This is a genomic window from Prescottella defluvii, from assembly GCF_000738775.1.
Taxonomy (GTDB): Bacteria; Actinomycetota; Actinomycetes; order Mycobacteriales; family Mycobacteriaceae; genus Prescottella; species Prescottella defluvii.
Window position 1 is genome coordinate 1 of sequence record NZ_JPOC01000112.1, and the last position, 745, is coordinate 745.

The 745-nt window shown below is 67.8% G+C and carries 1 protein-coding gene; it reads right to left on the bottom strand.

The window, feature by feature from the left end; all coding sequences use genetic code 11:
- Window positions 1–531: AMP-binding protein (locus tag IJ15_RS0123905; RefSeq protein WP_031940837.1), on the bottom strand; the 531-nt coding region annotated here is incomplete at its 3' end.
- Window positions 532–745 lie beyond the last annotated feature (214 nt).

A 745-nucleotide genomic window follows, 5' to 3' on the forward strand; every position in this document is an offset into this window, starting at 1 on the left:
CGCCGGGGGAGTGGACAGCGGCCCGTCCACCCAGGACAGGAAGGGGGTGACGTCGGAGGGGAGTGCGTCGGCGATGTCGGCGAACTCGCTGTCGAACACGAAGTGGCGCACACCTTCGCGGGTTGCGACATCCACCAGCTGGGGGCGGGCGAAGCCGGTGTTCATCAGTACCAGTCGCACTCCGCCTTTCGCGGCGGCGAGCATCGTGAGGACGAGGCCGCGATGGTTGCGGCACATCGCGCCGACGCAGGATCCGGCGCCGATGCCCTCGGCCTGCCACCCGCGCACCAGTGCGTTGGACTGCGCCTCGAGTTCGCGGTAGGTGAGTTGTCCGCGTTCGTCGATGAGCGCGACGCGGCCGTGTCCCTGGGCGGCGTGGGCGTGCACGGACCCCGCGAACGGTCCGTACTTGCCGACGGCCGCCAGTACTCCGATTCCCTGGTCGATGCGCGGGAACGGGATCAGTCCGGACCGTGCCATCACGCGCACCGCGCTGAGGGTGTCGGTGATCTTCGTCAGTGTGTCCTGCATGGGTACCCCCGATGAGTGTCGTCGGTCTACCTGCGGGCCAGCCCAGACTAACTGTGATGGGGATCACCATGGGGTGATCGGTCCGGTTTGCTGCTCCCTGCAGGTGTTCGAGCCGTGGTGGGCGCTATCCTCTCGGGGTGAAATCTCGGGCCGAGGCTGTCGCGCGCACGCGTGGCATGTTTGTCGGTTCGGCGTCCGGTGCTGTCAGTATCGC